A 26,992-nucleotide genomic window follows, 5' to 3' on the forward strand; every position below is an offset into this window, starting at 1 on the left:
GTTCCCCCGTCTCCCCCGGTCGTCTCGCCTTTCGTATCACGGACTGAAATGCGGGGCCGCCGGTTCCGGCCACTCCTTACACTGGGTGGCGTGATCTCTCGAATCGACCTGCGCGGATCCCTCGACGACCCGCGCGACCTGCTGCCCCGTGCCGACTTCGACGTCGCGGCCGCCCTGGAGACGGTGCGCCCGATCGCCGAGGACGTGCATCATCGCGGGGTCGCGGCGCTGATCGACATCACCGAGCGTTTCGACGGCGTGCGGCTGGAGTCCACCCGGGTGCCCGCCGAGCAGCTCGCCGAGGCCCTGGAGACGCTGGACCCGAAGGTCCGCGCCGCGCTGGAGGAGTCGATCCGCCGCGCCCGCCTCGTCCACGCCGACCAGCGCCGCACCGGGCACACCACCCAGGTCGTGCCGGGTGGCACGGTCACCCAGCGCTGGGTGCCGGTGGACCGGGTCGGCCTGTACGTGCCGGGGGGCCTCGCCGTCTACCCGTCCTCCGTCGTGATGAACGTGGTGCCCGCGCAGGAGGCCGGGGTGACCGGCATCGCGGTGACCTCGCCGCCGCAGAAGGCCTTCGGCGGCCGGGTGCACCCGACGATCCTGGCGGCCTGCGCGCTGCTCGGCGTCACCGAGGTGTACGCGGTCGGCGGCGCCCAGGCGGTCGCCATGTTCGCGCTCGGCACCGAGGAGTGCGAGCCGGTCAACATGGTCACCGGTCCGGGCAACATCTACGTGGCGGCGGCCAAGCGGTACTTCGCGGGCCGGATCGGCATCGACTCCGAGGCCGGTCCGACCGAGATCGCCGTCCTCGCCGACGACAGCGCCGACCCGGCGGAGGTCGCGGCCGACCTGATCAGCCAGGCCGAGCACGGCCCGACCTCCGGCTCGGTGCTGGTCACCGACTCGCCCGAGCTGGCCGAGGCGGTCGAGGCCGAGCTGAAGACGCAGGTCGCCCGGACGAAGCACAGCGCGCGGGTGGCCGAGGCGCTGGGCGGCCGGCAGTCCGGCGTCATCCTGGTCGACGACCTGACGCAGGGCCTGGCGGTGGTGAACGCCTACGCCGCCGAGCACCTGGAGATCCAGACCCGGGACGCCCACGCGGTCGCCGACCGGGTCCGCAACGCCGGCGCGATCTTCATCGGCCGCTACACCCCGGTCTCGCTGGGCGACTACGCGGCCGGCTCCAACCACGTGCTGCCGACCGGCGGCTGCGCCTGCCACTCCTCCGGACTCTCCGTGCAGACCTTCCTGCGCGGCGTCCAGGTCGTCGAGTACGACCGGGAGGCGCTGGCCGGCATCGCCGCGCACGTCGTCAACCTCGCGGACGCCGAGGACCTCCCCGGTCACGGCGACGCCGTCAAGGCACGTTTCGTGGGAGACGAACAGAACTGGCACAGCGACTGGACGGTTCCCCGCTCGTGAAGATCGACGACCTCCCCATCCGCGACGAACTGCGCGGACAGTCCCCGTACGGCGCACCGCAGTTGGACGTCCCCGTCCAGCTGAACACCAACGAGAACCCGTACCCGCTGCCCGCGGAGCTGGTGGCCCGGATCGCCGAGCGGGTGGCCGAGGCCGCCCGCGGCCTCAACCGCTACCCCGACCGGGACGCGGTCGAGCTGCGCGAGGGCCTGGCCGCCTACCTGACCACGACGACCGGTTTCGCGCGTACCCGCGAGCAGGTCTGGGCCGCCAACGGCTCCAACGAGATCCTGCAGCAGCTGCTCCAGACCTTCGGCGGCCCCGGCCGCACGGCGCTGGGCTTCGAGCCCTCCTACTCGATGCACGCGCTGATCTCCCGGGGCACCGGCACCGGCTGGCTCTCCGGGCCGCGCAACGCGGACTTCACCATCGACGTGGACGCCGCCGTCGCGGCGATCGCCGAGCACCGGCCGAACGTCGTCTTCGTCTGCTCGCCGAACAACCCGACCGGCACCGCCGTCGCCGCCGACGTGGTGCTGCGGCTCTACGACGCCGCGCAGGCCGCCCGGCCCAGCCTGGTGGTCGTGGACGAGGCGTACGTCGAGTTCTCGCACCGCGCCTCGCTGCTGCCGCTGCTGGAGGGCCGCCCCAACCTGGTGGTCAGCCGCACCATGTCCAAGGCCTTCGGCGCGGCGGGCCTGCGGCTGGGCTACCTGGCCGCCGACGCGGCCGTGGTGGACGCGGTGCAGCTGGTCCGGCTGCCGTACCACCTGTCGGCCGTCACCCAGGCCACCGCGCTGGCCTGCCTGGAGTACACCGACACCCTGCTCGGGTACGTGGGCCGGCTCAAGGCCGAGCGGGACCGGCTGGTCGACGCGCTGCGCGGGCTGGGCCTGGAGGTGACCGAGTCGGACGCCAACTTCGTCCAGTTCGGCCGCTTCGCGGACACCCACGCCGTCTGGCAGGCGATCCTCGACCGGGGCGTCCTGGTCCGGGACAACGGCGTGCCCGGGTGGCTGCGCGTCACCGCCGGCACCCCGGCCGAGAACGACGCCTTCCTGGACGCCGTCCGCTCCGCCCTCCCGTCGCCCGCCCCCACCCCCGCAGCGGCGCGCTCCGCGCGCGCGGCCAGTCAGGAGCTGTAACCCGCATGTCCCGCATCGGACGCGTTGAACGCACCACCAAGGAGACCTCGGTCCTGGTCGAGATCGATCTCGACGGCACCGGCCGGACCGAGATCTCCACGGGCGTCGGGTTCTACGACCACATGCTCGACCAGCTCGGCCGCCACGGCCTCTTCGACCTCACCGTGAAGACCGACGGCGACCTGCACATCGACACCCACCACACCATCGAGGACACCGCCCTCGCGCTGGGCGCCGCCTTCAAGCAGGCGCTCGGCGACAAGGTCGGCATCTACCGGTTCGGCAACTGCACGGTGCCGCTGGACGAGTCGCTCGCCCAGGTCACGGTGGACCTCTCCGGCCGCCCCTACCTGGTGCACACCGAGCCGGAGTCGATGGCGCCGATGATCGGCAGCTACGACACCACCATGACCCGGCACATCCTGGAGTCCTTCGTGGCCCAGGCGCAGGTCGCCCTGCACGTCCACGTGCCGTACGGGCGAAACGCGCACCACATCGTGGAGTGCCAGTTCAAGGCGCTGGCCCGGGCCCTGCGCTACGCCTCCGAGCGCGACCCGCGCGCGGTCGGCATCCTCCCCTCGACCAAGGGTGCGCTGTGAGCAAGTCCGCGATCGTCCTCCTCTTCGTCGGCCTGTTCCTGGCCGGCGGCGTCATCTCGTTCTGGAAGCAGAAGATCCCGAAGGGCGTCATCGCCGTGCTCGCCATAGGCTCGGTGCTCTGCCTGGCCTCCGGCCTCATGCGGCTGTAGACCCGCCCCCGGCGCCGCCCCGCGGGACGGCGCCGCACAGAGCCGCTTCGGAACAGCCGAGAGACTTGGACACCTGAACATGGGCAAGAACGTCGTCGTACTCGACTACGGGTCGGGCAACCTCCGCTCGGCCCAGCGCGCCGTCGAGCGCACCGGCGCGACCGTCACCGTCACGTCGGACTTCCAGGCCGCGATGGACGCGGACGGCCTGCTCGTCCCCGGCGTCGGGGCCTTCGAGGCCTGCATGCGCGGGCTGAAGGCCGTCCGCGGCGAGCAGATCATCGGCCGCCGCCTCGCCGGCGGCCGCCCGGTGCTGGGCATCTGCGTCGGCATGCAGATCCTCTTCGAGAAGGGGGTCGAGCACGGCGTGGAGACGCCCGGCTGCGACGAGTGGCCGGGCACCGTCGAGCCGCTGGACGCGCCGGTCGTCCCGCACATGGGCTGGAACACCGTCGACGCCCCCGAGGGCAGCCGGCTCTTCGCCGGCCTGGACGCCGACACCCGCTTCTACTTCGTGCACTCCTACGCGGTGCGCCGCTGGGAGCTGGAGGTCCACAGCGCGCGGCTGCACGCCCCGCTGGTGACCTGGGCCACGCACGGGCAGCCGTTCGTCGCGGCCGTCGAGAACGGCCCGCTCTGGGCCACCCAGTTCCACCCCGAGAAGTCCGGCGACGCCGGCGCCGCCCTCCTGACCAACTGGGTCAACACCCTCTGACGATCTGAGAGTTGCCACCATCATGAGCCGCCTCGAACTGCTCCCCGCCGTCGACGTCCGGGACGGCCAGGCCGTCCGCCTGGTCAAGGGAGCCTCCGGCACCGAGACCTCCTTCGGCGAGCCGCTCGCCGCCGCCCTCGCCTGGCAGAACGCCGGTGCCGAGTGGCTCCACCTGGTCGACCTGGACGCCGCGTTCGGCACCGGCAGCAACCGCGACCTGCTCCGTGAGGTGACCGCCGCGCTGGACATCAAGGTCGAGCTGTCCGGCGGCATCCGCGACGACGAGTCGCTGGCCGCGGCCCTCGCCACCGGCTGCACCCGGGTCAACCTGGGCACCGCCGCCCTGGAGAGCCCCGAGTGGGTCGCCAAGGTCATCGCCGAGCACGGCGACAAGATCGCCGTCGGCCTGGACGTGGTCGGCACCACCCTGCGCGGCCGCGGCTGGACCCGCGACGGCGGCCAGCTCTTCGACGTGCTGGCCCGCCTGGACGCCGAGGGCTGCGCCCGCTACGTGGTCACCGACGTCAACCGGGACGGCACCCTGACCGGCCCCAACCTGCGGCTGCTGCGCGACGTCTGCGCCGCCACCGACAAGCCGGTGGTCGCCTCCGGCGGCGTCTCCTCGCTGGACGACCTGCGCGCCATCGCCACTCTCGTCGGCGAGGGTGTCGAGGGAGCCATCGTGGGCAAGGCACTCTACGAGCAGAAGTTCACCCTCGAAGAGGCCCTGGAGGCGGTTTCAGGATGACGGAACGTCAGGTCGTACGCGGTCGGGTGGCCGGGTTCTCCCCCAAGGAGGACGAGTTCGGCTACTCGCGGGCGGTCGCCGCGGGAGACCACGTGCACGTGGCCGGCTCCACCGCCTGGGTGGACGGGAAGATCGAGCACGAGGGCGACCCGTACCTGCAGACCCTCGCCGCGTTCGGCGTGGGCCTCAAGGCCCTGGCCGCGTACGGCCTGACGACGGACGACGTGGTCCGTACCCGGATGTACATCACCCACTCCCGCGACGCCGACGAGGTGGGCCGCGCCCACCGCGCGCTCTTCGACGCCGCCCGCCCGGCGGCCACCATGGTGGTGGTCGACGGCCTGATCGACTCCCGGATGATGGTCGAGGTCGAACTCGACGCCTACCGCGCCGGGCTCGCACGCACTCTGGAAGGCAAACAGCCGTGACCCTCGCCGTACGTGTCATCCCCTGCCTGGACGTCGACGCCGGCCGGGTGGTGAAGGGCGTCAACTTCCAGAACCTGCGCGACGCCGGTGACCCCGTCGAGATGGCCAAGCTCTACGACGCCGAGGGTGCCGACGAGCTGACCTTCCTCGACATCACCGCCTCCTCCGGCGACCGCGAGACCACCTACGACGTGGTCCGCCGCACCGCCGAGCAGGTCTTCATCCCGCTCACCGTCGGCGGCGGCATCCGGGCCGTCGACGACGTCGACAGGCTGCTGCGGGCCGGGGCGGACAAGGTGGGCGTCAACACCGCGGCCATCGCCCGCCCGGAGCTGGTCCGGGAGATCGCCCAGCGCTTCGGCCGGCAGGTGCTGGTGCTGTCGGTGGACGCCCGGCGCTGCCCCGAGGGCACCGAGACCGCCTCGGGCTTCGAGGTCACCACGCACGGCGGGCGGCGCGGCACCGGCCTGGACGCCGTCGAGTGGGCGGGCCGCGCGGCCGAGCTGGGCGCGGGCGAGATCCTGCTCAACTCGATGGACGCGGACGGCACCAAGGACGGCTACGACCTGGAGCTGGTCCGGGCCGTCCGCAAGACCGTGGCCGTCCCGGTGATCGCCTCCGGCGGCGCCGGCAAGCTCGCCGACTTCGCCCCGGCGGTGGAGGCCGGCGCGGACGCCGTCCTGGCCGCCAGCGTCTTCCACTTCGGCGACCTGCGGATCGGCGAGGTCAAGGACGCGCTGCGGGCGGCCGGGCACCCCGTCCGCTGAGGCCGCGCCGCCCGGGCCGCCCGCGTGCGCGGCCGGCCCGGGCGGCTCCGCTCAGGCGTCCTGCCGCGGGTCGCCCTTGATCAGGGCGAACGGCGCGCCGAACGGGTCCGCCAGCCAGGCGATCCGGCCGACCTCCGGGACGTCCGCGGCGGGCATCAGCACCGTGCCGCCGGCCGACTGGGCGCGGCCCACCAGCTCGTCCACCGTGTCGGTGGCGAAGTACGGCGTCCAGGACGGCGGCTGCCCCTCGTCCCTCACCGGGGCGACGCCGCCGAAGCTGGTGGCCCGCAGGTCGCCCTCGGCGGGGGAGAGCACCAGGTACGTCATCCCCGGGGCCGGGAACTTCTCGTTGCGCCAGCCGAAGACCTTCTCGTAGAAGCCGAATCCGGCCTCCGTGTCGGTGGTGTGCAGCTCGGACCAGACCAGCGCGTTGTCCGCGGACACCGCGTCCAGGCCCTTGGTGGTGCCGGCCTGCCAGATCGCGAACTGCGCGCCCTGCGGGTCGGTCAGCTGGGCCATCCGCCCGGCGTCCATGACGTCGAACGGCGCGGCCCGGACGGTGCCGCCGGCCTGCTCGACGGCCCTGGCGGTGGCGTCCGCGTCCGCGGTCTTGAAGTACGTCGTCCAGGCGGACTTCGCACCCTCCTCGGTGAGCGGCCCGATCGCGCCCACGGTCTTGCCGTCGGCCTGCAGGAAGCCGTAGCCGCCCGTCTCCGGGCCGAGGTCCTGGAACGTCCAGCCGAACACCGCGCCGTAGAAGGCGGCGGCCGCGGCCGGGTCCGGACTGCCGAGGTCGATCCAGCAGGGCGAGCCGGTGGGAAAGTCGGTGGTGAGCATGAGGTGGTGCTCCTTCGACGGAAAGACGGCCGGGCGGCGTTCCGGAGGCGCGGCCGCGCCTCTTCCCGGCCCGTTGCGAGTCTGCACCCCGCCACTGACATCCGCAGCCGGGGCGGCCGCGGGCACGTCCCCGCGGCCGCCCGCCCGGGCCCTACCCCCGGGCCGCCGGCAGCGGGAACAGGTGGTGCAGCGCGGCGAGCGCGTCCGGCGGGCCGTCCACCGACAGCTCGGTGCGGGCGCCCCGGCCGTGGACGAACAGCACCAGCTCGCCCGGCTCGCCGGTGATCCGCACCGTCGGCGCCCCCGCGGGGCCGGCCGTCAGGCTCCGACCGTCCGGGTGGCACAGCTCCAGCCGGGCGGGGGAGCGGCGGCCCTCCAGCCGGGCGAGCAGCGGCAGGCGGCGCCAGAGCGCCTCGGCCCGCCCGGGCGGCACCGGCCGCGCCTGCCACGGGTCGCCCGCCCGCACGACGTCCTCGGCGTGCACGAAGTACTCCACGGTGTTCGCCGCCTCGTCGGCGCCGGGCAGCGCGAAGGGGGAGAGCAGTGGCGGGCCGGCGCGGAACGTCCGCAGCAACTCCTCGTACGGGCGCTCGGCGTAGCCGGTGCGCACCCGCTCGGTCCAGCCGGCCAGCGGGCCGATCCGGATGCCGGCCGCGGCGTCCGGCCGGTGCTCGCGCAGGACCAGGTGGGCGGCGAGGTCGCGGGTGGTCCACCCGGCGCAGAGGGTGGGGGCGTCCGGTCCGGCGGCGGCGAGGAGTCCGGCCAGCCGGTGGCGCTCGGCGAGGGCGTGGTTCGACATGCGGACAGCCTAGGGGCCCGGCCCCGGGCCCGGCCGTCAGCGCAGGTGTCCGGAGAGCCGGACGCCGCCCGGGCGGTTGCTCGCCGTCAGGGTGCAGGTGAAGTCCCGCCAGCCCTGCTGGTAGTAGGTCATGGACGGACCGAACGGGTACCCGTAGTAGGGGCCGCCGCCGCCCTGGCGGGCCTCGGCGGCGGCCTGCGCCGGCTGGCAGCCCTCCCGCATCGCCTTGCCGATCTGGCTGTCGCCGGTCAGCCCGTCCGGCAGCAGCAGGTCGGCGATCGCCTCGCCGTCGTGCTCGCCCTCGCAGGGGCGGGCCTCCGGCTTGGTGACCGTCTTGTTCAGCTGCGGGTGGTCGAAGCAGGAGCCCACCGGGAGGAAGGTGTACGGCACCGTCCTGGTCGGTGTCGGGGTGGGGGTCGGGGTGGGCGTGGGCGTCGGGGTGGCCGTGCTGGGAGCGGGCGGCGGCGCCGGCGCGACCGGCTTCTTCTCGGGCCAGAGCAGCACGGTGGCCACCACCGCGAGCAGGACGGCCAGCACCGCCGAGACGGCGAGGACCAGGCCCCGCGACGGACGGGAGGCGGCTGCGGGGGGCTGCTCGGAGGTCATGGCCACGAGAATGGCCCACTCCGGGGCTTGGTGACAGGCGGTTGGCACAACTCGTACGAGCAGACCGGTCCGGTGCGGCCGAGCGGAGCCCGGCCGCGGACGGGGGTCGGTTAGGCTCGCCCCGGCACGACACGATCCCAGGAGTTGCGGATGCGCGTCGGAATCACCGGTCACCACGGCCTGTCGGGTGGCATCACCGAGATGCTGGTCCGCGGGGACCTCTGGACCCTCGTCACCACCTTCGGCTCCTACGACCTGGTCGGCGTCACCTGCGCCGGCGAGGGCCCGGAGAGCTGGTTCGCCCGGTCCGTGCTGGACCACGGCGGCAAGCTGGAGGTGATCGTCCCCGCCGGGGCGGCGCCGGTGGGCCGCGCCGAGGACCGGCACCGGGGCACCCGGCTGCGGCTGATGAACGAGGCCGGCGCCGTCCACCGGCTCGCCGCCGTCGAGCACGGCGGCCTCGGCGACGACACCGCCCGCGCCCTGGTCGGCATGGTCGACGAGGTGATCGCGGTCTGGGACGGCGAGCCCGGCAGCGAGCCCGCCCACGTCGCCGAACTGGCCCGGCGGGCCGGGCTGTTCGTCCACCGGATCTGGCCGCAGGGCTGCGAGCGGCCCGCCTGAGCCGCGGCCGGGGGCGGGCCGGACCCGCCGCCGCGCGGGCCGGGCCGCGATCCGGACGGCGGCCCGGCGGCCGGGGCCGGGCTGACACAATGGCCCCATGTCCACCACACCCGCCGCCCCCGGCTCCACCGCCCTGGCCCCCGAGATCGCCGCCCGGCTCAAGCGCACCGACGACGGCCTGCTCCCGGCCGTCGCGCAGCAGTACGACACCGGCGAGGTGCTGATGCTGGGGTGGATGGACGACGAGGCGCTGCACCGTACCCTCACCACCGGCCGCTGCACCTACTGGAGCCGCAGCCGCCGGGAGTACTGGGTCAAGGGCGACACCTCGGGCCACGTCCAGCGGGTCGTCTCGGTGGCGCTGGACTGCGACGGCGACACCCTGCTCGTCAAGGTCGACCAGAGCGGCGCGGCCTGCCACACCGGCGACCGCACCTGCTTCGACGCCGACGTGCTCCCGCTCGCCTGATCCCCCAGCCCACCACGACCAGAAGGTGCCGCCCGCCATGGACCTCGAAGCCTTCCGCAAGCTCGCCGTCGACACCCGGGTCATCCCGGTCACCCGCAGGCTCCTCGCGGACGGCCTCACCCCGATCGGCCTCTACCGCAGCCTCGCCGGCGAGCGCCCCGGCACCTTCCTGCTGGAGTCCGCGGAGCAGGGCCGCAGCTGGTCCCGCTACTCCTTCGTGGGCGTGCGCAGCGCCGCCACGCTGACCGCCGGCGCCGACGGCAACGCCCGCTGGCTCGGCGCCCCGCCGGTCGGCATCCCCACCACCGGCGACCCGCTCCAGGTGCTGCGCGCCGCGCTGGAGGCGCTGCACACCCCGCGCCGTACCGACGACGGCCTGCCCCCGCTGACCGGCGGCCTGGTCGGCTACCTCGGCTACGACGTCGTCCGCCGGCTGGAGAAGCTGCCCGACCTCAACCCGGACGACCTGCGGCTCCCCGAGCTGACCATGCTGCTCGCCACCGACCTCGCCGTGCTCGACCACGCCGACGGCACGGTGCTGCTGATCGCCAACGCGGTCAACCACAACGACCTGGCCAGCGGCGTCGACGAGGCCTACGCGGACGCGGTGGCCCGCCTCGACGCGATGGAGGCCGACCTGCTGAAGCCGGTCGACCCCGGCCTCGCCACCTTCACCCCGGCCGGCCCCGGGGAGGTCCGCTCGCCGTTCGGCGGCGCGCCGTACCGGGCGGCCGTGGAGGAGATCAAGGAGCGGATCCGGGCCGGCGAGGCCTTCCAGGTGGTGCCCTCGCAGCGGTTCGAGGCGCCCTGCCCGGCCTCCGCGCTGGACGTCTACCGGGTGCTGCGCACCACCAACCCCAGCCCCTACATGTACCTGTTCCGCTTCCCCGGTCCGGACGGCGCCGCCGAGGGCGGCTTCGACGTGGTCGGCTCCAGCCCCGAGGCGCTGGTCAAGGTCACCGAGGGCGAGGCGATGCTGCACCCGATCGCCGGTACCCGGCACCGCGGCGCCACCCCGCACGAGGACGCCGAGCTGGCCGCCGAGCTGCTCGCCGACCCCAAGGAGCGGGCCGAGCACCTGATGCTGGTCGACCTCGGCCGCAACGACCTCGGGCGGGTCTGCGAGCCGGGCAGCGTCGAGGTGGTCGACTTCATGCAGATCGAGCGGTACAGCCACGTCATGCACATCGTCTCGACGGTCACCGGGCGGGTGGCGCCCGGCCGGACCGCGTTCGACGTGCTGACCGCCTGCTTCCCGGCCGGGACGCTCTCCGGCGCGCCGAAGCCGCGCGCGATGCGCATCATCGAGGAGCTGGAGCCCACCCGTCGGGGCCTGTACGGCGGCTGCGTCGGCTACCTGGACTTCGCCGGGGACTCCGACACCGCGATCGCGATCCGCACCGCCGTCCTGCGCGACGGCACCGCCTACGTCCAGGCGGGCGCGGGCGTGGTCGCCGACTCGGACCCGCACGGCGAGGACACCGAGTGCCGCAACAAGGCCGCCGCCGTCCTGCGCGCCGTGGCGACCGCCAACACCCTGCGCACGCCGACGCTCTAGCGACGCCCAGCAGCGAGGAGGCCACGATGTCGGACGACCGGCAGCCCACCGGATCGGCCTGGGACGTCCTGGCGGGCACCCGGCTGCCGCCCGGCCACCGGGTGGAGATCACCGCCGGGAAGGTCACCATGACGCCGCGCACGGCCGCCTCGGCGGCGATCGCGCGGGCCGTCGCCGCGCAGGCCGGGGAGCAGTCGGCCGGGCGCGGCACGGTGCTGGCCCAGGCCGTCGTGGACTTCCCGTCCGCGCGGTACGGCTACGCGCCGGACGTGGCCCTGGTCGCCCCGGGCGCGCGCCCCGGGGCCGGGGGCCGGTACGGCTGGCGCGACCTGGAGGCGGTGCTGGAGGCCGTCCCGCGCGGTCAGCAGGACGAGGACTTCGTGCGCAAGCACCGCTTCTTCGCGGAGTGCGGGATCCCGCTGTACGTGCTGGTGGACCCGGCGGAGGCGGTCTGCACGGTGTACAGCGCGCCGCAGCCGGCCGGGACGTACCGGGAGGCGGAGCGGGTGCCGTTCGGCAACGACCTGTTCCTGCCGCTGGCGGGGCGGACCCTGGTGCTGCGGACCGACGACTTTCCGGTCGAGCCGCCGACCCCGGGTGCGGAGCCGGGCGGCGGCCGGGGGATAGTGGACGGGTGAGCGTTCCTACCCAGTCGCGTGCCGAAGCCGTATCCGCCGCCCCCGCCAGGTCCGGGCGCCGCACGCTCGGCCTGATGCTGCTGCTGACCGTGCTGGGCGCGGTGCTGGTGCTGACCGCCGTCGGCCGGGTCTGGGCCGACGGCGTGGCCGGCACCCTGGAGGTGTCCGTCACCGGCAGCCGGATCTCCGAACTGCCCGGCGGGCTGGCCCTGGTGGCGATGGCGGCGGCGCTGGCGGTGTTCGCGGTGCGCGGCGCCGGCCGGATCGCCGTCGGCCTGCTCACCCTGCTGGCCGGCCTCGGCGCGGCGGCGACCGCGGCCGCGGGGGCGGGCGACAGCGCCGCGCTGGACGGCGAGGCGGCCCGCAAGCTGGCGCTCTCCGGCACCACCGCCACCGAGGTCGGCCACACCGGCTGGCCCTGGGTGGCCCTGGTCGGCGGGCTGCTGCTGGCCCTGGCCGGGCTGCTGGTCGTCCGGTACGGGCGGAGCTGGCCGGCCATGGGCAGCCGCTACGACGCCCCCACCCGGACGGCGCCGGCGAAGGCGGCCGAGACGCCGGCGGACCTCTGGAAGGCGCTCGACCGCGGCGAGGACCCGACCGCGGGCTGACCCGCCCCGCCCCCGATGTGACCCGATAGACGAGCACCCCCTTTGGGCCGACGGTGTGTGGCCCGGCACAATGGAACACGTCAACCCGCCAGGGGCCCGCCGGGGCCCGGCCGGGCCCCGGAGAACCAAGGAGCACCGCAGATGTCGGCAGCAGCACACGGCCACAACCCCGCCGCCTGGACCGGCGTGACCATCTCCTTCGTCGGCTTCGCGATCGCGGGCGTGGCGATGATCCTCCCGTCGGTGCCGGTCGTCTGGGGCGGCCTGGCGGTCGTCGTGCTGGGCGGCGTGATCGGCAAGGCCATGTCGATGGCCGGCATGGGCAAGCAGCCCAGCCCGCACGTCGAGACCGTGGAGGACCGCGCCGCGGCCGCCGCCGTCGTCGCCGCCGCCTGACGAAGCCCCGCGCGGTACCGAACGGCGGGCGCCACGCCCGCCGTTTCGTCGTCCCGGCCGGAACGTTTCGCCGCCGGAGGCCGTTTCGTGCCCCCGGCGGCCGCGTCGTACCGGCACAATCGTGGGCGTGAACGCCGCCCCCCTCGTCTCCGCCCGGCCGTCCGTCCTGCGCCGGCTCGGTCCGCCGCTGGCCGCCCTGGCCGCGGCGGCCGTCCCCACCGTGTACCTCGCGGTGGTCGACCCGAACGCCCCCGGCCACTACCCGACCTGCCCGTTCCTGGCGGCCACCGGCTGGTGGTGCCCGGGCTGCGGCGGCCTGCGCTGCGTCCACGCCCTCGCCCACGGCGACCTCAGCGGCGCGCTGCACGACAACGCGGCCGCGGTGCTGCTCTTCGCGGTGCTGGCGCTGCTCTGGGTGCGCTGGGTGTGGGCTGCGCTGACCGGGGGACCGGCGCCCCGGGTCGCGCTGGGCGCCCGCCGCTGGGCGCTGGTCGCGCTGCTGGTCCTGGTGTTCACCGTGGTGCGCAACCTGTCGGTGGGCGTGGGGCTGGCGCCGCCGCTGATCTGAACCCGGCGCGGTGTGGACGGTGTGAAGCCGCAGTTGGGAGGCGTGTCGGGAGGCATGTCGGGGGGCGTCCGTTCCGCGAGACGCGCGCCGGGTGGATGCGCCTCGCGCTCCCCGGTGCCGATACCATCGAAGGGCCGGCGGGCCCATTGGCCGTCCGGCTCCTCGCTAGCAGAACTAGCAGAACTGATGGGGGCGCTCGCGTGAGTGTGCTCGACACGATCATCGAAGGGGTCCGCGAGGACCTCGCCGAGCGGCAGGCCGAGGTCTCACTGGACCAGCTCAAGGAGCTCGCCGCCAAGGCCCCGGACGCCAAGGACGGCGTCGCCGCCCTCAAGGGCGACGGGGTGCGGGTGATCTGCGAGGTCAAGCGCTCCAGCCCGTCCAAGGGAGCGCTGGCCGCCATCGCCGATCCGGCCGCCCTGGCGACCGACTACGCGGCGGGCGGTGCCGCGGCGATCAGCGTGCTGACCGAGCAGCGCCGCTTCGGCGGCTCGCTGGCGGACCTGGACGCCGTCCGCGCCGCGGTGGACACCCCGCTGCTGCGCAAGGACTTCATCGTCACCGCCTACCAGCTCTGGGAGGCCCGCGCGCACGGCGCCGACCTCGCGCTGCTGATCGTCGCCGCGCTCGACCAGCCGGCCCTGGTGTCGCTGATCGAGCGTGCCGAGTCGATCGGCCTCACCCCGCTGGTCGAGGTGCACGACGAGGAGGAGATCGCTCGCGCGGTGGACGCCGGTGCGAAGATCATCGGCGTGAACGCCCGCAACCTCAAGACCCTTGAGGTGGACCGCAACACCTTCGGCAACATCGTGCACGCGATCCCGTCCCACGTGGTCAAGATCGCCGAGTCCGGTGTGCGCGGCCCGCTGGACGTCATCTCCTACGCCAACCTGGGCGCCGACGCGGTGCTGGTCGGCGAGACCCTGGTGACCGGCCGGGACCCGCGCGCCGCGGTGGCCGACCTGGTCGCCGCCGGTGCGCACCCCGCCCTGCGGCACAAGGACTGATCCCGCCGCCATGAAACTCGCCTCCCGTCTCGCTCCCGGTTGCCGCCCGCGCGGCTGCCGCGCGCCCGCACGCCGGGTGCTGGGCAGGCGGGTGCGCTACGTGATCGGCTGCGAGCCCGGGCAGGTGCAGGGCCGCCGATGGCGCAGGACGCACGGCCGCTAGGCCGTTCCGACGTCACTGCCGTCATCTGCGAGAAGGACTCCACCATGTCCGAGAAGGACTACCTGCCCGGCGCCGAGGTGCCGGACGCCCGCGGTTACTTCGGCGCCTACGGGGGCCGCTTCATCCCGGAGGCGCTGGTCGCCGCCGTCGAACAGGTCGCCGATGAGTACGAGAAGGCCAAGGCCGACCCGGCCTTCGCGGCCGAGCTGGACGGGCTGCTGAAGGACTACACCGGCCGCCCCTCCCCGCTGACCGATGTGCACCGCTTCTCCGCCGAGGCGGGCGGCGCGCGCGTCCTGCTCAAGCGCGAGGACCTCAACCACACCGGCTCGCACAAGATCAACAACGTGCTGGGCCAGGCCCTGCTGACCCGGCGGATGGGCAAGACCCGGATCATCGCCGAGACCGGCGCCGGCCAGCACGGCGTGGCCACCGCCACCGCCTGCGCGCTGTTCGGCTTCGACTGCACCATCTACATGGGCGAGGTCGACACTCAGCGCCAGGCGCTGAACGTGGCGCGGATGCGGATGCTCGGCGCCGAGGTGGTGTCCGTGACCTCCGGCAGCCGCACCCTCAAGGACGCCATCAACGAGGCGTTCCGCGACTGGGTCGCCAACGTGGACTCCACCCACTACCTGTTCGGCACGGTGGCCGGCCCGCACCCGTTCCCGATGATGGTCCGCGACTTCCACCGGGTCATCGGCGTCGAGGCCCGCGAGCAGGTGCTGGAGCGGACCGGACGGCTGCCGGACGCCGTGGTCGCCTGCGTCGGCGGCGGCTCCAACGCGATGGGCATCTTCCACGAGTTCATCCCGGACGCCGCGGTGCGCCTGATCGGCTGCGAGGCGGCCGGCGAGGGCGCCGAGACCCCGAAGCACGCCGCCACCCTCACCAAGGGCGACCCCGGGGTGCTGCACGGCTCGCGCACCTACGTCCTGCAGGACGAGGACGGCCAGACCATCGAGTCGCACTCCATCTCGGCCGGTCTGGACTACCCGGGCGTCGGCCCGGAGCACGCCTGGCTGAAGGACACCGGCCGGGCCGAGTACCGCCCGGTCACCGACGACGCCGCCATGCAGGCCCTGCGGCTGCTGTCCCGCACCGAGGGCATCATCCCGGCCATCGAGAGCGCCCACGCGCTGGCCGGCGCCCTGGAGCTGGGCCGCGAGCTCGGACCGGAGGCCACCATCCTGGTCTCGCTCTCCGGGCGCGGCGACAAGGACATGCACACCGCGGCCGAGTACTTCGGCCTGTACGACGAGACCGGCGGCAAGGCGGCCGGCAACGCCGGCGACGGCACCGGCAACGGGGGTAAGTGACCATGGCTTCGAAGCTCAGTGACGTCCTGGCCGGGGCCAAGGCGGAGAACCGCGCCGCGCTGATCGGCTACCTGCCGGCCGGCTTCCCGACCGTCGACGGCGGCGTGCGCGCCGTCAACGCGCTGATCGAGGGCGGCTGCGACGTCGTCGAGATCGGCCTGCCGCACTCCGACCCGGTCCTGGACGGCCCGACCATCCAGACCGCCGACGACATCGCGCTGCGGGCCGGGGTGAAGATCAAGGACGTGCTGCGCACCGTCCAGGAGGTGGCCACCGCCCACCCCGCGGCGGCGGTGCTGGTCATGACCTACTGGAACCCGGTCGACCGCTACGGCACGGCGCGCTTCGCCGCCGACCTGGCCGCTGCCGGCGGGGCCGGCTGCATCCTGCCGGACCTGCCGGTCGAGGAGTCCGAGGAGTGGCGCAAGGCGGCGGGCGAGCACGGCCTCGACACCGTCTTCGTGGTCGCCCCCAGCAGCAGGGACAAGCGTCTCGCCGAGGTCACCGCGGCGGGCTCCGGCTTCGTCTACGCGGCCGCGGTGATGGGGGTGACCGGTACCCGGGCGCAGGTCGGCAACCTCGCCGAGGACCTGGTCGCCCGGACCAGGGCCACCACCGACCTGCCGGTCTGCGTCGGCCTCGGCGTCTCGACCGCCGCCCAGGCCGCCGAGGTGGCGGGCTTCGCGGACGGCGTGATCGTCGGCTCGGCCTTCGTCCAGCGGATCCTGGACGCCGACGGGGACGAGCCGGCCGCGCTGGCCGCCGTCCGCGAGCTGGCCGGCGAGCTGGCCCGGGGCGTCCGCCGCCGGTAGGCACCCGCGTCCGACACCGACGGCCCGTCGCCCCCACCGGAGGGGGCGACGGGCCGTCGGCGTGCCCGGCCGGACCCGAACGGGTGAACAAGGCGGCTCCGACGCATCAGGTGGGGTTGACCGGCGTTGAGTGGAGGGACGAGTGCACGAACCACGTGTACGGGGGCGTGAAGCGAACGGAAGGGGTCCGCCGGTGCCGGGTCTGCAGCGAGCCGTCCTGCTGCGGGCGGCGGCCGCCGTGCTGGCCCTGTCCGCGGCGGTCGGGGCGGACACCGCGGTGGGACACGCGCTGGCCAGGCGGGGGGCGGAGCGGGCCGAGCGGGACGCGTACGTCTGCGCCGAGGCGGCCCGGGTGGACGCGGTGGCGCGGGCGACGCGCTCGGCGCACGAGAGCCGCCCGGACCTCTACGACCCCGGGCGCCCGCCGGGCTGCGACCCGAACGGGCACTAGAACACATTCGGACAGAACGCCATCAGTCGTCACTCATCCGGCTTAATTCCTGAATATGGAGGAACCACCCTTCATCCCTTACGGTTCCTCAGGAAGTGAACGTGTTTCCCGAGGGGGGTTTCCCGATGGCCGGCCCGGCAGCGCACCTCAGCCAGACCGAGCCGGCGGCCCGGCGTCCGTGGCCGGCCTGGACGGAGTGGATCGGCACCGCCGCCCGGCTCGGCCTCGCCGTGGTCTGGGGTTGGGCCGGACTGGCCAAGATCGCCGATCCGGCGGAGGCGGCCCAGGCGGTCCGCGCGTACGAGATCCTGCCCGAGTCGCTGGTCAAGCCGGTCGGCTACGCCCTGCCCTTCCTGGAGCTGGCGCTCGCGCTGCTGCTGGTGATCGGGCTCGGTGTCCGGCTGGTCGCGGGCGTGTCGGCGCTGCTGCTGCTCGCCTTCATCGCCGGGATCGCCTCGGCCTGGGCGCGCGGCATCTCGATCGACTGCGGCTGCTTCGGCGGCGGCGGGGCGGTGGACGCCTCGCAGACCGAGTACCTCCAGGAGATCCTGCGCGACACCGGGTTCCTGCTCCTGGCCGGCTGGCTGATCTGGCGCCCCCGCACCAAGTTCTCGGTGGACGGCTGGCTGGCGGCCTGAGCGGCCGCGGGCACCCATCCCCACACCCCTTTCCCCGCTAGTGGATGTCAAGGCGAACAGTGGATGTCAAGGCGATGAGCGAGAAGAACCGAGAAGGCAAGCGCACCGCCCGCGAGCGGATGCTGGCGGACCGGGCGGCCGACGAGGCCCGCGGCCGGCGCAAGAAGAAGCTGGTGATCGGCGGTGTGGTGCTGGCGGTGATCACCGCCGCCGTGGTGACCGGCGTCGTGGTGCAGAACGAGCGCTCCAAGCCGGAGACCCCGACCGCCGCGCCGGCCGGCACCATCGGCGACAAGAACCTCGTCGTCCCGGTGGGCGCCGCCGACGCACCGGCCGTGCTCACCGTCTACGAGGACCCGCGCTGCCCCGCCTGCGGCACCTTCGAGCGTGAATTCGCCTCCACCATCGACCAGTTGGAAGACGCGGGCAAGATCTACACCAACTACCACATCGTCTCGTTCATCGACCGGGCGGTGCCCGGCAAGGGCTCCAAGTACGGGGCCAACGCGCTGGGCTGCGCCCAGCAGGCCGGGCACTTCCGCGACTACCACGACGTGCTCTACCGCAACCAGCCGGACGAGACCAACGACGCCTTCGGCGACAAGGCCACCCTGATCAACCTCGCCAAGCAGGTCGACGGCCTGGCCACGCCGGCCTTCGAGGCCTGCGTCAACGACAACACCTACGGCGGCTGGGTCTCCGCGGTGCAGCAGGACTTCGACAAGTCCAGCTACAAGTCGACGCCGACGGTGCTGCTCAACGGCCAGCCGATCTACCCGAAGAACGGCAACGAGGAGATCACCCCGCAGAACCTGGTCGCGTGGGTGGACGCCGCCAACCAGGGCAAGAAGCTGGGCACACCGGGTTCGCACGGGCAGTCCCCGGCGCCGACCGGCACCGCGCCGGAGAGCAACAACCCGTCGCCGAACGCCGGCTGAGGCCGGCCCCGGCCGGTCGCCCGCCGCCCCTCCCCGTCCGGAGCGGGCGGCGGTGCGTCCGGCGTCCGGCCCGGCGTCCGGCGTCCGGCACCCTGTTGTTCGGGATCTGTGACCCGCGGGGTGACCGGGGCGGGCCGCCGACCCTGTAGCGTCGGAGCTGCCATGGATATCGCCTACATTCCCAGCCCGTCGCGGGGTGTCCTCTACATCGGACCGATCCCGCTGCGCGCCTACGCCTTCTGCATCATCCTCGGTGTCGTCGTCGCCGTCTGGCTCGGCAGCAAGCGCTGGGTCGCCCGTGGTGGCGGCAAGCACACGGTCGGCGACATCGCCGTCTGGGCCGTGCCGTTCGGCCTGGTCGGCGGCCGGCTCTACCACGTGATCACCGACAACCAGCTCTACTTCGGCGAGGGGAAGAACCCCTGGAACGCCTTCAAGATCTGGGAGGGCGGCCTCGGGATCTGGGGTGCGATCGCGTTGGGCGCGGTCGGTGCCTGGATCGGTGCCCGCCGCCGGGGCGTGCCGCTGCCCGCCTACGCCGACGCCATCGCGCCGGGCATCGCGCTGGCCCAGGCGCTCGGCCGCTGGGGCAACTGGTTCAACCAGGAGCTGTACGGCCGGGAGACCACGCTGCCGTGGGGCCTGGAGATCGACAAGACGCTGCCCAACGGCGAGGTGGTCACCGGGATCTACCACCCGACCTTCCTCTACGAGTCGCTCTGGTGCGTGGGCGTCGCGGCGCTGGTGATCTGGGCGGACCGCCGGTTCACCCTCGGCCACGGCCGGGCCTTCGCGCTGTACGTGGCCGCGTACACGGTCGGCCGGTTCTGGACCGAGTGGCTGCGGATCGACGAGGCGCACACCTTCTTCGGGCTGCGGCTCAACGACTGGGTGGCGATCGCGGTCTTCATCTCCGCCGTCGTCTACCTCGTGATCGTCGGCAAGAAGCACCCCGGCCGGGAGGACCCGGCGACCATCGACCCGACCGCGACCGGCCCGTCCGACGCCGCCGAGCCCGTGGAGGCTCCGGGTTCCTCGGGTGACAGCCCGGCGGCGTCTCGCCCCTCGGACAAAAAGGTGGACGGCGAGTCGGCCCGGTCCGTCGCCGGGAGTGCCGACAAGGACGCCAAGAACCTCACCTGACCAGCTCTTTCCCCTGCCACCGGCCGTTCTCCCGACTTCCGCGGAGGGCGGCCGGAGCTGTGTTCGGACAGCCTTACTTTGCTGGAAGTGCCCAGGCCGGAAGGACTACGTTCGGGTCGTCGGACGATCGGACGGAGACCCGGGACCGTGAGCGTGACCACCCTTGAACCCGAGGCCGGGCAACACCCCCGCGTGCCCGCCGCAGGGCACCACCGCGATGTGAACGGCGGCTGGCTGCGGCCGGCGGTGTTCGGTGCGATGGACGGGCTGGTCTCCAACTTCGCGCTGATGACCGGCGTCGTCGGGGGCGCGGCCTCCAGTGGCACGGTGGTGATCACCGGCCTCGCCGGTCTGGCGGCCGGTGCCTGCTCGATGGCGGCGGGGGAGTACACCTCGGTGGCCTCGCAGCGCGAGCTGGTGCAGGCGGAGATCGAGGCCGAGCGGCTGGAGCTGCGCCGCAACCCGCAGGGCGAGCTGGCCGAGCTGGCCGAGCTCTACGCCTCGCGCGGGGTCGATCCGGAGCTGGCGCGCGAGGTGGCCCGGCAGCTCTCCGCGGATCCGGAGCGGACCCTGGAGGTCCACGCCCGGGAGGAGCTGGGGGTGGACCCCAACGACCTGCCCTCGCCGTGGGTCGCGGCCGGGTCCTCGTTCGTCTGCTTCGCGGTCGGCGCGCTGCTGCCGCTGCTGCCGTACCTGCTGGGCGCGACCTCGCTGCTGCCCGCGGTGCTGCTCGCGACGGGCGGCCTCTTCCTCTGCGGTGCGGTGGTCGCCCGGGTGACGGCGCGGACCTGGTGGTTCAGCGGGCTGCGGCAGCTGGTGCTGGGCGGGGCGGCGGCCGCGGTGACGTATCTGCTGGGCATGCTCATCGGCGGGCAGGTCGGCTGACCGGGGCCGCTGACCGGGGCCCGCCGGTGCTCTGTGGCGGCCGGGGCGGGGGAATCGTCGATTGCCACAGCAGGCTGCATGGTTATGCCGTGCAGCGCGTGACGTTCCGCACATAGGCCCGGATGCGCGGTCGTCCTAGTATCGGCCGAAGAGCCGCCGGTCCGAGGATTCCTTCGGTCCGATCGGCCCCGGAGGATCGAATCGCAGGCGCGCTCGTGGCGATCTTGTCGACGGGGGATTTCGGTCCCGTTTCGGTCCTCCGCGGCACGGGCACACTGGAGGGAGCGCGCAGTCGGCAAACCGACTCCTCCCGCTCGCACTACTCGCCGGTAATAGCCCCTGACCTGGGGTCATGTCCGCCATATGGACGAGATGTTCCACTTCTCGGGATCTCCGGCATCATGTAACCTGCACGAAATCGCAGAGGGCCAACGTCGTCCCTATTGCACGAAGCTCATTGCTCAAGACGACGACGGGAGAGCCGATGCTGTCTGCATCCATGCACTCCGCCAACGAGCCCCAGGCCGGCGCCGCCCGCCCGCCGTACGCGCTCGTTCCGGATGCGCGACCTGCTGCTCAGGGCCTGTACGACCCGAGGAACGAGCACGACGCCTGTGGCGTCGGCTTCGTCGCCACGCTGACCGGCATCGCCGACCACACGATCGTCGAGCAGGCGCTCACCGTCCTGCGCAACCTGGAGCACCGGGGTGCCACCGGCGCCGAGCCGGACTCCGGTGACGGCGCGGGCATCCTGACCCAGGTCCCCGACGCCTTCCTGCGCGCCAAGGTCTCCTTCGAGCTGCCCGCCGCCGGCTCCTACGCGGTCGGCATCGCCTTCCTGCCCGACGAGGACGCGGCCGCCGCCGCCGCCGTCGCGCAGATCGAGGCCATCGCCGCGGAGGAGGACCTCACCGTCCTCGGCTGGCGCGACGTCCCGGTCACCCCCGACCTGCTGGGCGCCACCGCCCGCTCGGTGATGCCGCGCTTCCGCCAGGTGTTCCTGGCCAAGGACGGCAGCGAGGGCATCACCCTCGACCGGCTCGCCTTCGTCGTCCGCAAGCGCTCCGAGCGCGAGGCCGGCGTGTACTTCCCGTCGCTCTCCGCGCGCACCATCGTCTACAAGGGCATGCTGACCACCGGCCAGCTGGAGCCCTTCTTCCCCGACCTGTCGGACCGGCTCTACGCCTCCGCGCTCGGCCTGGTGCACTCGCGCTTCTCCACCAACACCTTCCCGAGCTGGCCGCTCGCCCACCCGTACCGCTTCGTCGCGCACAACGGCGAGATCAACACGGTCAAGGGCAACCGGAACTGGATGACCGCCCGCGAGTCCCAGCTCGCCACCGACCTCATCCCGGCCAACAAGAACGGGCAGGGGCTCGACCGGATCTTCCCGATCTGCACCCCGGACCACTCCGACTCGGCCTCCTTCGACGAGGTCCTGGAGCTGCTCCACCTCGGCGGACGCTCGCTGCCGCACTCGGTGCTGATGATGATCCCGGAGGCGTGGGAGAACCACGCCACCATGGAGCCGGCCCGCCGCGCGTTCTACCAGTACCACTCCAACCTGATGGAGCCCTGGGACGGCCCGGCCTGCGTCACCTTCACCGACGGCACCCAGATCGGCGCCGTGCTGGACCGCAACGGCCTGCGCCCGGCCCGCTACTGGATCACCGAGGACGGCCTGGTCGTCCTCTCCTCCGAGGTCGGCGTGCTCGACATCGAGCAGGAGAAGGTCGCCCGCAAGGGCCGGCTGCAGCCCGGCAAGATGTTCCTCATCGACACCGCGGAGCACCGCATCGTCGAGGACGAGGAGATCAAGTCCGCGCTGGCGTCCGAGCACCCCTACGCGGAGTGGGTCGACGGCGGCCAGATCCAGCTCGCCAAGCTGCCCGAGCGCGAGCACATCGCGCACACCCACGCGTCGGTGACCCGCCGCCAGCAGACCTTCGGGTACACCGAGGAGGAGCTGCGGGTCATCCTCGCGCCGATGGCCCGCACCGGTGGCGAGGCGCTCGGCTCGATGGGCACCGACAGCCCGATCGCGGCGCTCTCCGAGAAGCCGCGGCTGCTGTTCGACTACTTCGTGCAGCTCTTCGCGCAGGTCACCAACCCGCCGCTGGACGCCATCCGCGAGGAGCTCGTCACCTCGCTGCTGAGCAACCTCGGCCCCGAGGGCAACCTGCTGACCGCCGAGGCCGCCTCCTGCCGCTCGGTCGGCATCACCTTCCCGGTGATCGACAACGACGAGCTGGCCAAGCTCGTCCACATCAACCACGACGGGGACCAGCCCGGCCTCAAGGCCGTCACGCTCTCCGGCCTGTACAAGGTCGCCACCGGCGGCGAGGGCCTGGCCGCGCGGCTGGCCGAGATCGCCGCCGAGGCCGACGCCGCGATCGCCGACGGCGCCCGGATCGTGGTGCTCTCGGACCGGCACTCGGACGCCGAGCACGCGCCGATCCCCTCGCTGCTGCTCACCTCCGCGATCCACCACCACCTGATCCGCACCAAGCAGCGCACCCAGGTGTCGCTGCTGGTCGAGGCCGGCGACGTCCGCGAGGTGCACCACGTCGCGCTGCTGATCGGCTACGGCGCCGGCGCGGTCAACCCGTACCTGGCCATGGAGTCCGTCGAGGACCTCGTCGCCCAGGGAGTCTTCATCGAGGGCGTCGAGCCCGAGCGGGCCATCAAGAACCTGATCAAGGCGCTCGGCAAGGGCGTGCTCAAGGTCATGTCCAAGATGGGCATCTCCACCGTCGCCTCCTACCGCGGCGCGCAGGTCTTCGAGGCGATCGGCCTCTCCCAGGAGCTGGTCGGCGCCTACTTCGCGGGCACCACCACCAAGCTCGGCGGCATCGGCCTCGACGAGATCGCCAAGGAGGTGGCCGCCCGCCACGCCAAGGCGTACCCCGCCTCCGGCATCCCCGCCGCGCACCGCGCGCTGGAGATCGGCGGCGAGTACCAGTGGCGCCGCGAGGGCGAGCCGCACCTGTTCGACCCGGACACCGTCTTCCGGCTGCAGCACTCCACCCGCAACCGCCGGTACGACATCTTCAAGCAGTACACCGACCGGGTGAACGAGCAGTCCGAGCGCCTGATGACGCTGCGCGGCCTGTTCCGCCTCGACACCCTCGGCCGCACCCCGATCTCCGTCGACGAGGTCGAGCCGGTCTCCGAGATCGTCAAGCGCTTCTCCACCGGTGCCATGTCCTACGGCTCCATCTCGCTGGAGGCGCACGAGACGCTGGCCATCGCGATGAACCGGCTCGGCGGCAAGTCCAACACCGGTGAGGGCGGCGAGGACCCGGACCGCCTCTACGACCCCGAGCGCCGCTCGGCGATCAAGCAGGTCGCCTCCGGCCGGTTCGGCGTCACCTCCGAGTACCTGGTCAACGCGGACGACATCCAGATCAAGATGGCCCAGGGCGCCAAGCCCGGCGAGGGCGGCCAGCTGCCCGGCCACAAGGTCTACCCGTGGGTCGCCAAGACCCGGCACTCCACCCCGGGTGTCGGCCTGATCTCCCCGCCGCCGCACCACGACATCTACTCCATCGAGGACCTCGCCCAGCTGATCCACGACCTCAAGAACGCCAACCCGGCGGCCCGCATCCACGTGAAGCTGGTCTCCGAGGTCGGCGTCGGCACGGTCGCGGCCGGCGTCTCCAAGGCGCACGCGGACGTCGTGCTGGTCTCCGGCCACGACGGCGGCACCGGCGCCTCGCCGCTCACCTCGCTCAAGCACGCGGGCGGTCCCTGGGAGCTCGGCCTCGCCGAGACCCAGCAGACCCTGCTGCTCAACGGCCTGCGCGACCGCATCGTGGTGCAGACCGACGGCCAGCTGAAGACCGGCCGCGACGTCGTCATCGCCGCGCTGCTGGGCGCCGAGGAGTTCGGCTTCGCCACCGCCCCGCTGGTCGTCTCCGGCTGCATCATGATGCGCGTCTGCCACCTGGACACCTGCCCGGTCGGCGTCGCCACCCAGAACCCGGTGCTGCGCGAGCGCTTCTCCGGCAAGCCCGAGTTCGTCGTCAACTTCTTCGAGTTCATCGCCGAGGAGGTCCGCGAGATCCTCGCCGAGCTGGGCTTCCGCTCGATCGAGGAAGCGGTCGGCCACGCCGAGCACATCAACGCCCAGGCCGCGATCGAGCACTGGAAGGCCGCCGGGCTCGACCTGGCGCCGCTGTTCCACGTCCCCGAGCTGCCCGAGGGCGCGGCCCTGCACCGCACCACCACGCAGGACCACGCGCTCGACAAGGCGCTGGACAACCAGCTGATCGACCTCGCCCAGGACGCCCTGGAGCGCGGCGACGCCGTCCGCATCCAGCTGCCGATCCGCAACGTCAACCGCACGGTCGGCACCATGCTCGGCCACGAGGTGACCAAGCGGTACCGCGGCGAGGGCCTGCCGGAGGGGACCATCGACGTCACCTTCACCGGCTCGGCCGGGCAGTCGTTCGGCGCCTTCCTGCCGAAGGGCATCACGCTGCGCCTGGAGGGCGACGCCAACGACTACGTCGGCAAGGGCCTCTCCGGCGGCGTGGTGATCGTCCGCCCGGCCCGCGAGGCGGCCGCGATCGGCGCCGACGCGCAGAGCCACGTGATCGCCGGCAACACCATCGGCTACGGCGCCACCAGCGGCCGCGTGCACCTGCGCGGCAAGGCCGGCGAGCGCTTCGCCGTCCGCAACTCCGGTGCCACCCTGGTGGTCGAGGGCGTCGGCGACCACGGTCTGGAGTACATGACCGGCGGCCGGGTCGTCATCCTCGGCGAGACCGGGCGCAACCTGGCGGCGGGCATGTCCGGCGGCGTCGCCTACGTGCTGGACCTGCGGCCCGCGAACGTCAACGACGGCATGGTGGGCATCGAGGCCCCGAGTGCCGCCGACCGCGAATGGCTGCGGGAGACCGTGCAGCAGCACTACGAGGAGACCGGCTCCACCGTCGCCGCCGAGCTCCTGGCCGACTGGGGCAGCGGGGTCTCCCGCTTCTCCACGATCATGCCGACCGACTACAAGGCTGTGCTCGCCGCCAAGGACGCCGCTGAGCGCGATGGACTCTCCGAGTCCGAGACCACTCGCAAGATGATGGAGGCGGCACGTGGCTGACCCCAAGGGCTTCCTGACCACCGGCAAGCAGCTGGCCGAGCGCCGGCCCGTGGACGTCCGTCTGCGGGACTGGAACGAGGTCTACGTCGAACGCAGCCTCCTGCCGATCATCAGCAAGCAGGCCGGCCGCTGCATGGACTGCGGCATCCCGTTCTGCCACAACGGCTGCCCGCTCGGGAACCTCATCCCCGAGTGGAACGACCTGGCCTACCGGGACGACTTCGTCGGCGCGATCGAGCGGCTGCACGCGACCAACAACTTCCCGGAGTTCACCGGGCGGCTCTGCCCGGCTCCCTGCGAGTCCGCGTGCGTGCTGGGCATCAACCAGGACGCGGTGACCATCAAGAACGTCGAGGTCACCATCATCGACAAGGCCTGGGACCGGGGCGGCGTCACGCCGCAGATCCCCGAGCGGCTCTCCGGCAAGACGGTCGCCGTGGTGGGCTCCGGCCCGGCCGGCCTGGCCGTCGCCCAGCAGCTCACCCGGGCCGGGCACACCGTGGTGGTGTACGAGCGCGCCGACCGCGTCGGCGGCCTGCTGCGCTACGGCATCCCCGAGTTCAAGATGGAGAAGCGCCACATCAACCGCCGCATCGAGCAGATGCGGGCGGAGGGCACCCGGTTCCGCACCGGCGTCCACGTGGGCGAGGACATCACCGGCCAGCAGCTGCGCGAGCGCTTCGACGCGGTGGTCGTGGCCGCCGGTGCGACGACCGCCCGCGACCTGCCGGTGCCCGGGCGCGAGCTCAAGGGCATCCACCAGGCGATGGAGTACCTGCCGCTGGCCAACAAGGTGCAGGAGGGCGACTTCGTCGACTCGCCGATCAGCGCCAAGGGCAAGCACGTCATCGTCATCGGCGGCGGCGACACCGGCGCGGACTGCCTCGGCACCGCGCTGCGCCAGGGGGCGGCCTCGGTCACCCAGCTGGAGATCATGCCGCGCCCCAGCGACGAGCGCCCCGGCCACCAGCCCTGGCCGACCATGCCGATGACCTACAAGGTCACCTCGGCCCACGAGGAGGGCGGCGAGCGGGTCTACGCCGTCAACACCACCCACTTCACGGGCGACGAGGACGGCAACGTCCAGGAGCTGCACCTGGTCGAGGTCGAGTTCCGGGACGGCCGCTTCGAGCCGGTCCCCGGCACCGAGCGGGCGATCCCGGCCCAGCTGGTCACCCTGGCCATGGGCTTCACCGGCACGGACGTGAAGAACGGCCTGGTCGAGCAGCTTGGCGTCGACCTGGACGCTAGGGGTAATGTGGCCCGGGACGGGAAGTTCGCCACCAATGTCGATGGCGTCTACGTCTGCGGGGACGCCGGTCGTGGCCAGTCGCTGATCGTCTGGGCCATCGCGGAGGGCCGTTCGGCCGCCGCCGCGGTGGACAAGTACCTGGGCGGCAAGACCCCGCTGCCCGCCCCGATCCGCCCGACGGACCGCCCGCTGGTGGTCTGACCC

General features: G+C 73.2%; 29 protein-coding genes. 26 read left to right on the top strand and 3 right to left on the bottom strand.

Annotation, left to right across the window (positions count from 1 at the left end):
• Positions 1-90: 90 nt before the first annotated feature.
• The 8 genes from hisD (at position 91) to hisF (ending at position 5,976) form a co-directional block, all read left to right on the top strand.
• The gene (gene hisD / locus ACIF6L_RS08220; RefSeq protein ID WP_352287180.1) at positions 91-1,425 is read left to right on the top strand and encodes a histidinol dehydrogenase; all 1,335 of its coding nucleotides are present in this window, start codon (positions 91-93) and stop codon (positions 1,423-1,425) included.
• On the top strand, positions 1,422-2,570 hold the full coding sequence (locus ACIF6L_RS08225; RefSeq protein WP_396486853.1) for a histidinol-phosphate transaminase: 1,149 nt from the start codon (positions 1,422-1,424) through the stop codon (positions 2,568-2,570). Before hisD ends, ACIF6L_RS08225 begins: the two co-directional genes overlap by 4 nt.
• A 5-nt stretch (positions 2,571-2,575) precedes the next feature.
• Complete coding sequence (gene hisB, locus ACIF6L_RS08230) at positions 2,576-3,169, top strand: imidazoleglycerol-phosphate dehydratase HisB (RefSeq protein ID WP_329487226.1); 594 nt, start codon at positions 2,576-2,578, stop codon at positions 3,167-3,169.
• On the top strand, positions 3,166-3,318 hold the full coding sequence (locus ACIF6L_RS08235; protein WP_329487225.1) for a hypothetical protein: 153 nt from the start codon (positions 3,166-3,168) through the stop codon (positions 3,316-3,318). Before hisB ends, ACIF6L_RS08235 begins: the two co-directional genes overlap by 4 nt.
• 79 nt (positions 3,319-3,397) lie before the next feature.
• Positions 3,398-4,033 (top strand): imidazole glycerol phosphate synthase subunit HisH, encoded by a 636-nt coding sequence (gene hisH / locus ACIF6L_RS08240; RefSeq protein WP_329487224.1) that lies wholly within the window; start codon positions 3,398-3,400, stop codon positions 4,031-4,033.
• A 22-nt stretch (positions 4,034-4,055) separates the two neighbouring features.
• Positions 4,056-4,781 (top strand): bifunctional 1-(5-phosphoribosyl)-5-((5-phosphoribosylamino)methylideneamino)imidazole-4-carboxamide isomerase/phosphoribosylanthranilate isomerase PriA, encoded by a 726-nt coding sequence (gene priA, locus ACIF6L_RS08245; protein WP_329487223.1) that lies wholly within the window; start codon positions 4,056-4,058, stop codon positions 4,779-4,781.
• Entirely contained in the window at positions 4,778-5,209 is a 432-nt protein-coding gene (locus ACIF6L_RS08250; protein ID WP_329487222.1) for a Rid family hydrolase, read from the top strand. Before priA ends, ACIF6L_RS08250 begins: the two co-directional genes overlap by 4 nt.
• Positions 5,206-5,976, top strand: a complete 771-nt coding sequence (gene hisF, locus ACIF6L_RS08255; protein WP_329487221.1) for an imidazole glycerol phosphate synthase subunit HisF — start codon at positions 5,206-5,208, stop codon at positions 5,974-5,976. Before ACIF6L_RS08250 ends, hisF begins: the two co-directional genes overlap by 4 nt.
• A gap of 51 nt (positions 5,977-6,027) precedes the next feature.
• On the opposite strand, the gene ACIF6L_RS08260 is transcribed toward hisF, so the two are convergent.
• The 3 genes from ACIF6L_RS08260 to ACIF6L_RS08270 all read right to left on the bottom strand — a co-directional run bounded on the left by ACIF6L_RS08260 (position 6,028) and on the right by ACIF6L_RS08270 (position 8,218).
• Positions 6,028-6,813, bottom strand: coding sequence for a VOC family protein (locus ACIF6L_RS08260; protein WP_396486852.1), 786 nt, complete (start codon positions 6,811-6,813; stop codon positions 6,028-6,030).
• 151 nt (positions 6,814-6,964) lie between these two features.
• Positions 6,965-7,612, bottom strand: a complete 648-nt coding sequence (locus ACIF6L_RS08265) for a TIGR03085 family metal-binding protein (protein ID WP_396486851.1) — start codon at positions 7,610-7,612, stop codon at positions 6,965-6,967.
• A gap of 36 nt (positions 7,613-7,648) precedes the next feature.
• Complete coding sequence (locus ACIF6L_RS08270) at positions 7,649-8,218, bottom strand: hypothetical protein (protein ID WP_380382730.1); 570 nt, start codon at positions 8,216-8,218, stop codon at positions 7,649-7,651.
• 150 nt (positions 8,219-8,368) lie between these two features.
• On the opposite strand from ACIF6L_RS08270, the gene ACIF6L_RS08275 reads away from it, so the two are divergent.
• From ACIF6L_RS08275 to ACIF6L_RS08360, 18 genes are all read left to right on the top strand, one after another.
• On the top strand, positions 8,369-8,842 hold the full coding sequence (locus tag ACIF6L_RS08275) for a hypothetical protein (protein WP_359834307.1): 474 nt from the start codon (positions 8,369-8,371) through the stop codon (positions 8,840-8,842).
• A 97-nt stretch (positions 8,843-8,939) separates the two neighbouring features.
• Entirely contained in the window at positions 8,940-9,311 is a 372-nt protein-coding gene (gene hisI, locus ACIF6L_RS08280) for a phosphoribosyl-AMP cyclohydrolase (protein ID WP_329487216.1), read from the top strand.
• Between the two features lie 37 nt (positions 9,312-9,348).
• Complete coding sequence (locus tag ACIF6L_RS08285; RefSeq protein ID WP_329487215.1) at positions 9,349-10,869, top strand: anthranilate synthase component I; 1,521 nt, start codon at positions 9,349-9,351, stop codon at positions 10,867-10,869.
• A 26-nt stretch (positions 10,870-10,895) separates the two neighbouring features.
• On the top strand, positions 10,896-11,507 hold the full coding sequence (locus ACIF6L_RS08290; protein ID WP_396486850.1) for a Uma2 family endonuclease: 612 nt from the start codon (positions 10,896-10,898) through the stop codon (positions 11,505-11,507).
• On the top strand, positions 11,504-12,115 hold the full coding sequence (locus ACIF6L_RS08295) for a TIGR02234 family membrane protein (RefSeq protein ID WP_329487213.1): 612 nt from the start codon (positions 11,504-11,506) through the stop codon (positions 12,113-12,115). The genes ACIF6L_RS08290 and ACIF6L_RS08295 overlap by 4 nt, the downstream gene beginning before the upstream one ends.
• Positions 12,116-12,256: 141 nt before the next feature.
• Complete coding sequence (locus tag ACIF6L_RS08300) at positions 12,257-12,511, top strand: HGxxPAAW family protein (protein ID WP_352287201.1); 255 nt, start codon at positions 12,257-12,259, stop codon at positions 12,509-12,511.
• A 127-nt stretch (positions 12,512-12,638) separates the two neighbouring features.
• Positions 12,639-13,079, top strand: coding sequence for a DUF2752 domain-containing protein (locus ACIF6L_RS08305; protein ID WP_352287203.1), 441 nt, complete (start codon positions 12,639-12,641; stop codon positions 13,077-13,079).
• Positions 13,080-13,279: 200 nt separating this feature from the next.
• Positions 13,280-14,086 carry an indole-3-glycerol phosphate synthase TrpC gene (gene trpC, locus ACIF6L_RS08310; protein WP_329487210.1) on the top strand — a complete coding sequence of 269 codons (807 nt, stop codon included), beginning with the start codon at positions 13,280-13,282 and terminating at the stop codon, positions 14,084-14,086.
• Positions 14,087-14,096: 10 nt separating this feature from the next.
• On the top strand, positions 14,097-14,249 hold the full coding sequence (gene trpM, locus ACIF6L_RS08315; protein ID WP_380382725.1) for a tryptophan biosynthesis modulator TrpM: 153 nt from the start codon (positions 14,097-14,099) through the stop codon (positions 14,247-14,249).
• A 44-nt stretch (positions 14,250-14,293) separates the two neighbouring features.
• Entirely contained in the window at positions 14,294-15,568 is a 1,275-nt protein-coding gene (gene trpB, locus ACIF6L_RS08320; protein ID WP_359802465.1) for a tryptophan synthase subunit beta, read from the top strand.
• Between the two features lie 2 nt (positions 15,569-15,570).
• Positions 15,571-16,380, top strand: a complete 810-nt coding sequence (gene trpA, locus ACIF6L_RS08325; RefSeq protein WP_329487208.1) for a tryptophan synthase subunit alpha — start codon at positions 15,571-15,573, stop codon at positions 16,378-16,380.
• A gap of 193 nt (positions 16,381-16,573) precedes the next feature.
• Complete coding sequence (locus ACIF6L_RS08330; protein ID WP_352287207.1) at positions 16,574-16,831, top strand: hypothetical protein; 258 nt, start codon at positions 16,574-16,576, stop codon at positions 16,829-16,831.
• Between the two features lie 125 nt (positions 16,832-16,956).
• Positions 16,957-17,469 carry a MauE/DoxX family redox-associated membrane protein gene (locus ACIF6L_RS08335; protein WP_329487206.1) on the top strand — a complete coding sequence of 171 codons (513 nt, stop codon included), beginning with the start codon at positions 16,957-16,959 and terminating at the stop codon, positions 17,467-17,469.
• Positions 17,470-17,543: 74 nt separating this feature from the next.
• Positions 17,544-18,407, top strand: a complete 864-nt coding sequence (locus tag ACIF6L_RS08340) for a thioredoxin domain-containing protein (protein WP_396486849.1) — start codon at positions 17,544-17,546, stop codon at positions 18,405-18,407.
• 162 nt (positions 18,408-18,569) lie between these two features.
• Positions 18,570-19,550, top strand: coding sequence for a prolipoprotein diacylglyceryl transferase (lgt, locus tag ACIF6L_RS08345; protein ID WP_396486848.1), 981 nt, complete (start codon positions 18,570-18,572; stop codon positions 19,548-19,550).
• Between the two features lie 153 nt (positions 19,551-19,703).
• Complete coding sequence (locus ACIF6L_RS08350; RefSeq protein WP_329487203.1) at positions 19,704-20,435, top strand: VIT1/CCC1 transporter family protein; 732 nt, start codon at positions 19,704-19,706, stop codon at positions 20,433-20,435.
• A 499-nt stretch (positions 20,436-20,934) separates the two neighbouring features.
• Entirely contained in the window at positions 20,935-25,536 is a 4,602-nt protein-coding gene (gene gltB / locus ACIF6L_RS08355) for a glutamate synthase large subunit (protein WP_359834394.1), read from the top strand.
• Positions 25,529-26,989, top strand: a complete 1,461-nt coding sequence (locus ACIF6L_RS08360) for a glutamate synthase subunit beta (RefSeq protein ID WP_329487202.1) — start codon at positions 25,529-25,531, stop codon at positions 26,987-26,989. The genes gltB and ACIF6L_RS08360 overlap by 8 nt, the downstream gene beginning before the upstream one ends.
• Positions 26,990-26,992: the final 3 nt, after the last annotated feature.

It is taken from the genome of Kitasatospora sp. NPDC086009, assembly GCF_044540385.1.
In the GTDB taxonomy this organism is placed as follows: Bacteria; Actinomycetota; Actinomycetes; order Streptomycetales; family Streptomycetaceae; genus Kitasatospora.

What these genes read in the sequence shown, in the direction of transcription:
- hisB (WP_329487226.1), top strand. Translation starts at nt 2,576, where the DNA reads ATGTCCCGCATCGGACGCGTTGAACGCACCACCAAGGAGACCTCGGTC.
- hisH (WP_329487224.1), top strand. Translation starts at nt 3,398, where the DNA reads ATGGGCAAGAACGTCGTCGTACTCGACTACGGGTCGGGCAACCTCCGC.
- priA (WP_329487223.1), top strand. Translation starts at nt 4,056, where the DNA reads ATGAGCCGCCTCGAACTGCTCCCCGCCGTCGACGTCCGGGACGGCCAG.
- ACIF6L_RS08250 (WP_329487222.1), top strand. Translation starts at nt 4,778, where the DNA reads ATGACGGAACGTCAGGTCGTACGCGGTCGGGTGGCCGGGTTCTCCCCC.
- ACIF6L_RS08260 (WP_396486852.1), bottom strand. Translation starts at nt 6,813, where the DNA reads ATGCTCACCACCGACTTTCCCACCGGCTCGCCCTGCTGGATCGACCTC.
- ACIF6L_RS08265 (WP_396486851.1), bottom strand. Translation starts at nt 7,612, where the DNA reads ATGTCGAACCACGCCCTCGCCGAGCGCCACCGGCTGGCCGGACTCCTC.
- ACIF6L_RS08270 (WP_380382730.1), bottom strand. Translation starts at nt 8,218, where the DNA reads ATGACCTCCGAGCAGCCCCCCGCAGCCGCCTCCCGTCCGTCGCGGGGC.
- ACIF6L_RS08275 (WP_359834307.1), top strand. Translation starts at nt 8,369, where the DNA reads ATGCGCGTCGGAATCACCGGTCACCACGGCCTGTCGGGTGGCATCACC.
- hisI (WP_329487216.1), top strand. Translation starts at nt 8,940, where the DNA reads ATGTCCACCACACCCGCCGCCCCCGGCTCCACCGCCCTGGCCCCCGAG.
- ACIF6L_RS08285 (WP_329487215.1), top strand. Translation starts at nt 9,349, where the DNA reads ATGGACCTCGAAGCCTTCCGCAAGCTCGCCGTCGACACCCGGGTCATC.
- ACIF6L_RS08290 (WP_396486850.1), top strand. Translation starts at nt 10,896, where the DNA reads ATGTCGGACGACCGGCAGCCCACCGGATCGGCCTGGGACGTCCTGGCG.
- ACIF6L_RS08300 (WP_352287201.1), top strand. Translation starts at nt 12,257, where the DNA reads ATGTCGGCAGCAGCACACGGCCACAACCCCGCCGCCTGGACCGGCGTG.
- trpM (WP_380382725.1), top strand. Translation starts at nt 14,097, where the DNA reads ATGAAACTCGCCTCCCGTCTCGCTCCCGGTTGCCGCCCGCGCGGCTGC.
- trpB (WP_359802465.1), top strand. Translation starts at nt 14,294, where the DNA reads ATGTCCGAGAAGGACTACCTGCCCGGCGCCGAGGTGCCGGACGCCCGC.
- trpA (WP_329487208.1), top strand. Translation starts at nt 15,571, where the DNA reads ATGGCTTCGAAGCTCAGTGACGTCCTGGCCGGGGCCAAGGCGGAGAAC.
- ACIF6L_RS08335 (WP_329487206.1), top strand. Translation starts at nt 16,957, where the DNA reads ATGGCCGGCCCGGCAGCGCACCTCAGCCAGACCGAGCCGGCGGCCCGG.
- ACIF6L_RS08340 (WP_396486849.1), top strand. Translation starts at nt 17,544, where the DNA reads ATGAGCGAGAAGAACCGAGAAGGCAAGCGCACCGCCCGCGAGCGGATG.
- lgt (WP_396486848.1), top strand. Translation starts at nt 18,570, where the DNA reads ATGGATATCGCCTACATTCCCAGCCCGTCGCGGGGTGTCCTCTACATC.
- gltB (WP_359834394.1), top strand. Translation starts at nt 20,935, where the DNA reads ATGCACTCCGCCAACGAGCCCCAGGCCGGCGCCGCCCGCCCGCCGTAC.